An 8,661-nucleotide genomic window follows, 5' to 3' on the forward strand; every position below is an offset into this window, starting at 1 on the left:
ATCGAAGAACTGGCGGTCGGCGCTCAGTTCAAACTGCCTTACATCCACGTCGTGGTGAACAACTCGTACCTGGGTCTGATCCGTCAGGCACAGCGCGGGTTCGAAATGGACTACTGCGTGCAGCTGTCCTTCGATAACCTGAACGCGCCGGAACTCAACGGTTACGGGGTTGACCACGTCGCAGTCGCCGAAGGCCTCGGCTGCAAGGCGCTGCGTGTATTCGAACCGTCGGAAATCGCCCCTGCCCTGCGCAAGGCCGAACAGATGATCGAAGAGTTCAAAGTGCCGGTGATCGTCGAGATTATTCTGGAGCGTGTAACCAACATCTCCATGGGTACCGAGATCAACGCCGTCAACGAATTCGAAGACCTGGCGCTGGTAGGCAACGATGCGCCAACGGCGATTTCGCTGCTTGATTAACTGCTGACCGCTCTCCCTGTGGGAGCGAGCTATGTGGCGAGGGAGCTTGCTCCCGCTGGGGCGCGAAGCGGCCCCAAAAATACAGGGTCTGCTGCGCAGCCCAGCGGGAGCAAGCTCCCTCGCCACAGAAGCTCGCTCCCACAAGGGGAACCTCACAAGATTTACGGGAGACCACCATGCCGCGTTTCGCAGCCAACCTGTCCATGCTGTTCACCGAACAGGATTTCCTTGCCCGTTTCGACGCCGCCGCCAAGGCTGGCTTCAGCGGTGTCGAGTACCTGTTCCCGTACGACTTCAGCTCCGCTGAAATCAAAGCCAGGCTCGACGCCAACGGTCTGACCCAAGTGCTGTTCAACCTGCCGGCCGGTGACTGGGCCAAGGGCGAGCGCGGTATCGCCTGTCTGCCGGATCGGGTCGAGGAATTCCGCGCCGGTGTCGATCTGGCGATTGCCTACGCACAAGTGCTGGGCAACACCCAGATCAACTGCCTGGCCGGCATCCGTCCGCAAGGCGTTGACGATGCCACCGTGGAAAAGACCTTCGTCGCCAACCTGAAATACGCCGCCGACAAACTGCAGGCAGCGGGCATCAAACTGGTGATGGAAGCGATCAACACCCGCGACATCCCGGGCTTTTACCTGAACAACACGGCGCAAGCCCTGTCGATTCGCGAGCAGGTCGGCAGCGCCAACCTGTTCCTGCAATACGACATCTATCACATGCAAATCATGGAAGGCGATCTGGCCCGCACCCTGCAATCGCACCTGGGCGAGATCAACCATGTGCAGCTCGCGGACAACCCGGGGCGCAACGAACCAGGCACCGGTGAAATCAACTACCGCTTCCTGTTCGAGCACCTCGACCGCATCGGTTATCAGGGCTGGGTGGGTTGCGAGTACAAGCCGCTGACCACCACTGAAGCTGGCCTCGGCTGGTTGAAGACCCACAACGCAATCTGAGTTCGAGTTTTCAACATGGATCTGGACTTGAAACCAGATCCCCTGTGGTGAGGGGATTTATCCCCGACCGGCTGCGCAGCAGTCGTAAAACCTGCACCCGGGATTGGAACTGATTCGCGCTAAAAACTGGGGCAGCTTCGCTGCCCATCGGGGATAAATCCCCTCGCCACAAAAAGTCCACCGGTTGCGAACCGGGGGAAAGACAAAAACAAGAGGATTTTCTCATGGCTAAAATCGGATTTATCGGCACCGGCATCATGGGCCACCCAATGGCGGCGAACCTGCAGAAAGCCGGTCACAGCCTGTTCCTGTCGGCGCACCACGACGCCGCCCCGGCTGATCTGGTTGCCGCTGGCGCCGTCGCCCTGGCCAACCCGCGCGAAGTCGCGCAGGAAGCCGAATTCATCATCGTCATGGTGCCGGATACCCCGCAAGTAGACGACGTACTGTTCCGCGCCGACGGCGTTGCCGCTGGCCTGAGCAAAGGCAAAATCGTTATCGACATGAGCTCGATCTCGCCGACCGCCACCAAAGCGTTCGCTGCCAAGATCAACGAGAAAGGTGCGCAATACCTCGACGCGCCGGTGTCCGGCGGTGAAGTCGGCGCCAAAGCCGCCACCCTGAGCATCATGATCGGTGGCGACGCCGATGCCTTCGAACGCGCACTGCCGCTGTTCCAGGCCATGGGCAAGAACATCACCCTGGTCGGTGGCAATGGCGACGGTCAGACCGCCAAAGTCGCCAACCAGATCATCGTTGCGTTGAACATTCAGGCCGTCGCTGAAGCCCTGCTGTTCGCTTCGAAAAACGGCGCTGATCCAGCCAAGGTGCGTGAAGCACTGATGGGCGGTTTCGCCTCCTCAAAGATCCTCGAAGTGCACGGCGAGCGCATGATCAAAGGCACCTTCGATCCAGGTTTCCGTATCAGCCTGCACCAGAAGGACCTGAACCTGGCCCTGCAAGGCGCCAAGGAGCTGAACATCAACCTGCCGAACACCGCCAACGCCCAGCAAGTGTTCAGCACCTGCGCGGCCATCGGTGGCAGCAACTGGGACCACTCGGCGCTGATCAAGGGCCTGGAACACATGGCCAACTTCTCGATTCGCGACAAAAAATAATCTGCGCCTCTGGCTCGCTCCCTGTGGGAGCGGGCTTGCCCGCGATGGCATCGACTCGGTCCGCCTGGAAGACCGCAGCGCCTGAATCGCTGGCAAGCCAGCTCCCACAAGGACCGCGTCGCTGCACCGTTGTCGCTCTATCCCAATAACAAGAATTCCGGGAGTCCGCCATGTCGGTCGATCCGCAACAACTGCTGCGCGAGCTGTTTTCCACAGCCATCGACGCGGCCCATCCGAACCAGGTCCTCGAAGCCCATTTGCCCACTGACCGCACTGGCCGCGTCATCGTCATCGGTGCCGGCAAAGCCGCCGCTGCCATGGCGCAAGTGGTCGAGCGTTGCTGGGAAGGTGAAGTCACAGGTTTGGTCGTGACCCGTTACGGCCACGGCGCCCCGTGCGAAAAAATCGAAGTGGTTGAAGCGGCGCATCCGGTGCCGGACGCTGCCGGTCTGGCCGTGGCCAAACGCGTGCTTGAGCTGGTCAGCAACCTGACTGAAGACGACCGCGTGATCTTCCTGTTGTCTGGCGGCGGCTCTGCCCTGCTCGCCTTGCCGGCCGCCGGCATCACCCTCGCCGACAAGCAATCGATCAACAAGGCCCTGCTCAAATCCGGCGCGACCATCGGCGAGATGAACTGCGTGCGCAAGCACCTCTCGGCGATCAAGGGCGGCCGTCTCGGCAAGGCCTGCTGGCCTGCGACTGTTTACACCTACGCGATTTCCGATGTGCCGGGCGACCTCGCCACGGTCATCGCTTCCGGCCCGACCGTGGCCGACCCGAGCACTTCGACCGAAGCGCTGGCGATCCTCAAGCGCTATGCCATCGAAGTCCCGGCCTCGGTGCGCAACTGGCTGCAAAGCCCTGAGTCGGAGACCGTCAAACCCGGTGATCCGTCCCTGGCGCGCAGTCATTTCCAATTGATCGCCCGCCCTCAGCAATCGCTGGATGCCGCGGCGGTGAAATGCCGTCAGGCCGGGTTCAGCACGCTTATCCTCGGCGACCTCGAAGGCGAGTCCCGCGAAGTGGCGAAAGTCCACGCCGGCATCGCCCGTCAGATCATCAACCACGGTCAGCCACTGGCGGCGCCGTGCGTGATCCTCTCCGGCGGCGAAACCACCGTGACCGTGCGCGGCAATGGCCGTGGCGGACGCAACGCCGAATTCCTCCTCAGCCTCACCGACAGCCTCAAGGGCCAGCCCGGCGTCTATGCCCTGGCCGGTGACACCGACGGCATTGACGGCTCGGAAGACAATGCCGGCGCGATCATGACCCCGGACAGCTACGCCCGCGCCGCCGCCCTCGGTTTGAGCGCCAGCGACGAGCTGGATAACAACAACGGCTACGGCTATTTCGAGGCGCTCGATGCGCTGATCGTCACCGAGCCGACCCGCACCAACGTCAACGACTTCCGCGCCATTCTGATCCTCGAGAGTTCTAAATCATGACGCCTGATAAAAAGGTCAAAATCCTCGCCACCCTCGGGCCTGCGGTCGATGGCATCGAAGACATCCGTGAGCTGGTCGAGGCCGGGGTCAATATCTTCCGCCTCAACTTCAGCCACGGCGATCACGCCGACCATGCCAAGCGCTATCAGTGGATCCGCGAAGTCGAGCGTCAGCTCAACTATCCGCTAGGCATTCTGATGGATTTGCAGGGGCCGAAACTGCGCGTCGGCAAGTTCGCTGAGGGCAAGGTTCAGTTGCATCGCGGCCAGGCATTTCGCCTTGATCTGGACGCGACACCGGGCGACGAGCGCCGGGTGAATCTGCCGCATCCAGAGATCATCGCGGCACTGGAGGCAGGCATGGATCTGCTGCTCGACGACGGCAAGCTGCGCCTGCGCGTGGTGACCAAATATCACGACGCGATCGACACCACCGTGCTCAACGGCGGCGAGCTGTCGGACCGCAAAGGCGTGAACGTGCCACAAGCGGTGCTCGAACTGAGCCCGCTGACCGCCAAGGATCGCCGCGACTTGAGCTTTGGTCTGGAGCTGGGTGTGGACTGGGTCGCGCTGTCGTTCGTGCAGCGTCCGCAAGACATTCTCGAAGCCCGCGAATTGATCGGCGACAAAGCCTTTCTGATGGCGAAAATCGAGAAACCGTCGGCGGTCGAACAACTGCGTGAAATCGCCGAACTGAGCGACGCGATCATGGTGGCCCGTGGCGACCTCGGCGTCGAAGTGCCGGCCGAAAGCGTGCCGCAGATCCAGAAAAACATCATCACGACGTGCCGCGAACTGGGCAAACCGGTGGTGGTGGCGACGCAGATGCTTGAGTCGATGCGCTTCTCCCCTGCCCCGACCCGCGCTGAAGTGACTGACGTCGCCAACGCCGTGGCCGAAGGTGCCGATGCGGTGATGCTGTCGGCGGAAACCGCCTCCGGTGAATACCCGCTGGAAGCCGTGCAGATGATGAGCAAGATCATCCGTCAGGTGGAGAACGGCCCGGATTATCAGACTCAGCTCGACGTCAGCCGACCGAAAGCTGAAGCGACGGTATCCGACGCAATCAGCTGCGCGATCCGCCGCATCAGCAACGTGCTGCCGGTGGCGGTGCTGGTCAACTACAGCGAGTCGGGGGCGTCGAGTTTGCGTGCCGCACGGGAACGGCCGAAAGCGCCGATCCTCAATCTGACGCCGAACCTGCAGACTGCGCGCCGCTTGAGCGTGGCGTGGGGGATTCACTCGGTGGTCAACGATCGCCTGCGTCAGGTCGACGAGGTTTGCTCGACGGCGCTGGAAATCGCCCAGGCACAAGGCATGGCCGAGCGTGGCGACACGCTGCTGATCACGGCGGGTGTGCCGTTCGGCCAGCCTGGATCGACTAACTCGCTGCGGATCGAAACATTGATCTAAAGAGATAAAAAACTTGTGGCGAGGGAGCTTGCTCCCGCTCGGCTGCGCAGCAGTCGTCGCTTTTAGGGCATGACGGTTTTCACAGAAGAACCGCATTAACCCGGTTGGGGGCCGCTATGCGACCCAGCGGGAGCAAGCTCCCTCGCCACAGTGACTTGCAAGACCTTTTGATTTTCCAACTGCCCAGATTTTCTCAACATGCCTGCCAACCATTTCAACACCCACTGCCCCGACTGGGCCGAGGCTTTGCTCAACGGTTTCAGTCAAATATTCCTCCAGCGCCATCCGCTGTGCGGCCTGCTGTGCCTCTTGGCGATCCTGCTCACCGCGCCGGTTCTGTTTGCCGGCGCGCTGCTCGGTGCGGTCGCCGGATTGCTCACCGCGCAACGGCGCAACTACGCCAAGGCTGATCGCCAGGCTGGACTGTTCAGCTACAACGGCATCTTGCTCGGCCTGCTGCTGAGCCTGTATTTCCCCTGGTCGCCAATGCTGCCGCCACTGATTCTCGCCGCTGGCGGCTTGAGCGCGATGGTCACGCAGCAGTGGCTCAAACATGTCTACAGCAGCCGCTCCATACCGGCCTACACCTCGCCGTTCGTGGCCATGAGCTGGATCCTGCTGCTGTTCGCCGAGCCTTCGGCACCCATGGCGCACATCGAGATGAACACGCTGAACCTGCTCGCCGCTGAACTGCGCGGTCTGGGTCAGGTGATGTTCCTCGGGCATCCGCTGGCCGGCGCACTGATCGCCACTGGTTTGCTGATCGCCGATCGCCGGGCTTTTTGCTGGGCGCTGCTGGCCTCGGCGATTGGCCTCGGTTCCAGCCTGCTGCACCACGAAACCAGCCTGGCGCTGCTCGGCCTCGGCAGTTACAACGCCGTCCTCGCCGCCCTCGCCTTCAGTGCACAACGCCAACAACCGTGGTTGCCGCTGCTCGGGATCGTCCTGGCGCTGCTGGTCACGCCGCTGTTTGCCGCCATCGGGCTGGCCACGTTGACTGCGCCGTTCATCCTTGCCTGCTGGCTGATTCGTGCCGGGATTCAAATGTTCGGCAAAACCTCGGTCGACAGTGCGTCTTGCGCTCACGGGGAGAATCAACCTAGGCTGCGCTGATTTATGGCCAAGGCGATGTGCATGAACAGTAACGACACGTGGCGCAATCGCCTGTACGTGATCATTTTCCAGACCGACACCGTGGCCGGGCGCCGTTTCGACAGCACCCTGCTGCTGATCATCCTCGCCAGTCTGGTGATCGTGATCCTCGACAGTATCGATGACGTCCACCAGAACTACGCCAACGTGCTGGCGTACATCGAGTGGGGCTTCACGATCATCTTTCTCGGTGAATACATTCTGCGGCTGTATTGCTCGCCAAAGCCGTTGCGCTACGCCTTCAGTTTTTATGGACTGGTGGACCTGCTGGCGATCGTGCCGGGCATCCTCGCGCTGTATTACAGCGATGCGCAGTACCTGCTGATCATCCGGATCATCCGCATGCTGCGGATCTTTCGGGTACTCAAGCTCGGGCCGTACCTGAAACAGGCGCATTACCTGCTCGATGCCCTGCGCGGCAGCAAGCAGAAGATTCTTGTGTTCCTGCTCAGCGTCTGCACGCTGGTGACGGTGTTCGGTACGTTGATGTACGTGGTCGAAGGCCCGGAACATGGTTTCACCAGCATTCCCAAAGGCATCTATTGGGCTATCGTTACGCTGACCACGGTGGGTTACGGCGACATCGTGCCGAAGACCGTTCTGGGGCAGATCATTTCGTCGCTGGTGATGATCACCGGTTACTCAATCATCGCCGTACCGACCGGGATTTTCACTGCCGAACTGGCCACGGCCATGCGCGGTGGTCAGATGCACCACGACTGCCCGGTTTGCTCGAAAAACAACCATGAACCTGAAGCGTCGTTCTGCTCACGTTGCGGCAATGCGTTATTCAAGAAAATGGAATAAGCACAGAGCTTTTTAATCTTTAAGCGACTATGCGAGCCCCGTTATAGTCGTGGCAATTAAACATCACCCCCTGTAGGAGCTGCCGCAGGCTGCGATCTTTTGATGTTGGTTTTATAAGATCAAGATCAAAGGATCGCAGCCTTCGGCAGCTCCTACACATACGCAAACAACAAGGAATGCGCAGTGAAAAAACTCTTTGGCGCCTCACTTCTCGCCGCCGGCCTGGCCTTGGCCAACATCGCTCAGGCAGCCCCGACGCTGCTTAACGTTTCCTACGACGTGATGCGCGATTTCTACAAGGACTACAACACTGCGTTCCAGAAACACTGGCAAGCCGAGCACAACGAAAACATCACCGTGCAGATGTCTTTCGGCGGTTCGAGCAAACAGGCGCGCTCGGTCATCGACGGCCTGCCGGCTGACGTCATCACCATGAACATGGCCACCGACATCAATGCCCTCGCCGACAACGGCAAACTGGTCCCGGAGAACTGGGTTACGCGTCTGCCGAACAACAGCGCGCCATTCACCTCGGCCACCGTGTTCATCGTCCGCAAGGGCAACCCGAAAGCCCTGAAAGACTGGCCGGATCTGCTCAAGGACGGCGTGCAGGTGATCGTGCCGAACCCGAAAACCTCGGGTAACGGCCGCTACACCTACCTCTCGGCCTGGGGTTATGTGCTGAAGAACGGCGGTGACGAGAACAAGGCCAAAGACTTCGTCGGTAAGCTGTTCAAACAGGCGCCAGTGCTCGACACCGGTGGCCGCGCCGCGACCACCACGTTCATGACCAACCAGATCGGCGACGTGCTGGTGACCTTCGAGAACGAAGCGGAAATGATCGCTCGCGAGTTTGGTCGTGATCAGTTCGAAGTGATCTACCCAAGCGTCTCCGCTGAAGCCGAGCCACCGGTTTCCGTGGTCGATAAAGTGGTCGACAAGAAAGGCTCGCGCGCTGCGGCTGATGAGTACCTGAAGTACCTGTGGTCGCCGGAAGGCCAGGAAATTGCTGCGGCCAACTACCTGCGTCCGCGTGATCCAGCGGTGCTGGCGAAATACACCGACCGCTTCCCGAAAGTTGATTTCCTCTCGGTTGAGAAAACCTTTGGTGACTGGCGCACCGTGCAGAAGACCCACTTCAATGATGGTGGGGTTTTCGACCAGATCTACTCGGGCCAGTAAGGTTCAAGCAAACATGAAAAAGGCGACCCACGACGGTCGCCTTTTTTGTGCGCTTCTGAATCCACCACAAACCCAATGTAGGAGTGAGGCGGGGGGGGGGGGGGGGGGGGGCGCCCCCCCAAGTGGGGGGGGGCCCGCCCCGATAGCGGGCCCGGGCAAACCCAAC

General features: G+C 60.7%; 8 protein-coding genes. All 8 read left to right on the forward strand.

The window, feature by feature from the left end:
- A partial coding sequence (locus tag ACIOWE_RS22510) for a thiamine pyrophosphate-dependent enzyme (protein ID WP_401396016.1) occupies nucleotides 1–420 on the forward strand: 420 nt, incomplete at its 5' end.
- A gap of 176 nt (nucleotides 421–596) precedes the next feature.
- A complete protein-coding gene (gene hyi / locus ACIOWE_RS22515) occupies nucleotides 597–1,379 on the forward strand; it encodes a hydroxypyruvate isomerase (RefSeq protein WP_016987505.1) in 783 nt (260 codons plus the stop codon).
- A 224-nt stretch (nucleotides 1,380–1,603) separates the two neighbouring features.
- Nucleotides 1,604–2,497 (forward strand): 2-hydroxy-3-oxopropionate reductase, encoded by an 894-nt coding sequence (locus ACIOWE_RS22520; RefSeq protein ID WP_401396019.1) that lies wholly within the window; start codon nucleotides 1,604–1,606, stop codon nucleotides 2,495–2,497.
- A gap of 170 nt (nucleotides 2,498–2,667) precedes the next feature.
- Nucleotides 2,668–3,942 carry a glycerate kinase gene (locus tag ACIOWE_RS22525; RefSeq protein WP_401396022.1) on the forward strand — a complete coding sequence of 425 codons (1,275 nt, stop codon included), beginning with the start codon at nucleotides 2,668–2,670 and terminating at the stop codon, nucleotides 3,940–3,942.
- Nucleotides 3,939–5,354, forward strand: coding sequence for a pyruvate kinase (gene pyk, locus ACIOWE_RS22530; protein WP_401396025.1), 1,416 nt, complete (start codon nucleotides 3,939–3,941; stop codon nucleotides 5,352–5,354). The genes ACIOWE_RS22525 and pyk overlap by 4 nt, the downstream gene beginning before the upstream one ends.
- A gap of 198 nt (nucleotides 5,355–5,552) precedes the next feature.
- The gene (locus ACIOWE_RS22535; RefSeq protein ID WP_401396028.1) at nucleotides 5,553–6,467 is read left to right on the forward strand and encodes an urea transporter; all 915 of its coding nucleotides are present in this window, start codon (nucleotides 5,553–5,555) and stop codon (nucleotides 6,465–6,467) included.
- A gap of 21 nt (nucleotides 6,468–6,488) precedes the next feature.
- A complete protein-coding gene (locus ACIOWE_RS22540; protein WP_401396031.1) occupies nucleotides 6,489–7,313 on the forward strand; it encodes an ion transporter in 825 nt (274 codons plus the stop codon).
- A gap of 183 nt (nucleotides 7,314–7,496) precedes the next feature.
- Entirely contained in the window at nucleotides 7,497–8,495 is a 999-nt protein-coding gene (locus ACIOWE_RS22545; protein WP_034151535.1) for a sulfate ABC transporter substrate-binding protein, read from the forward strand.
- The last annotated feature ends 166 nt before the right edge of the window (nucleotides 8,496–8,661 follow it).

Origin of the sequence: Pseudomonas sp. NPDC087598, from assembly GCF_044743525.1 — a bacterium.
Classification (GTDB): domain Bacteria; phylum Pseudomonadota; class Gammaproteobacteria; order Pseudomonadales; family Pseudomonadaceae; genus Aquipseudomonas.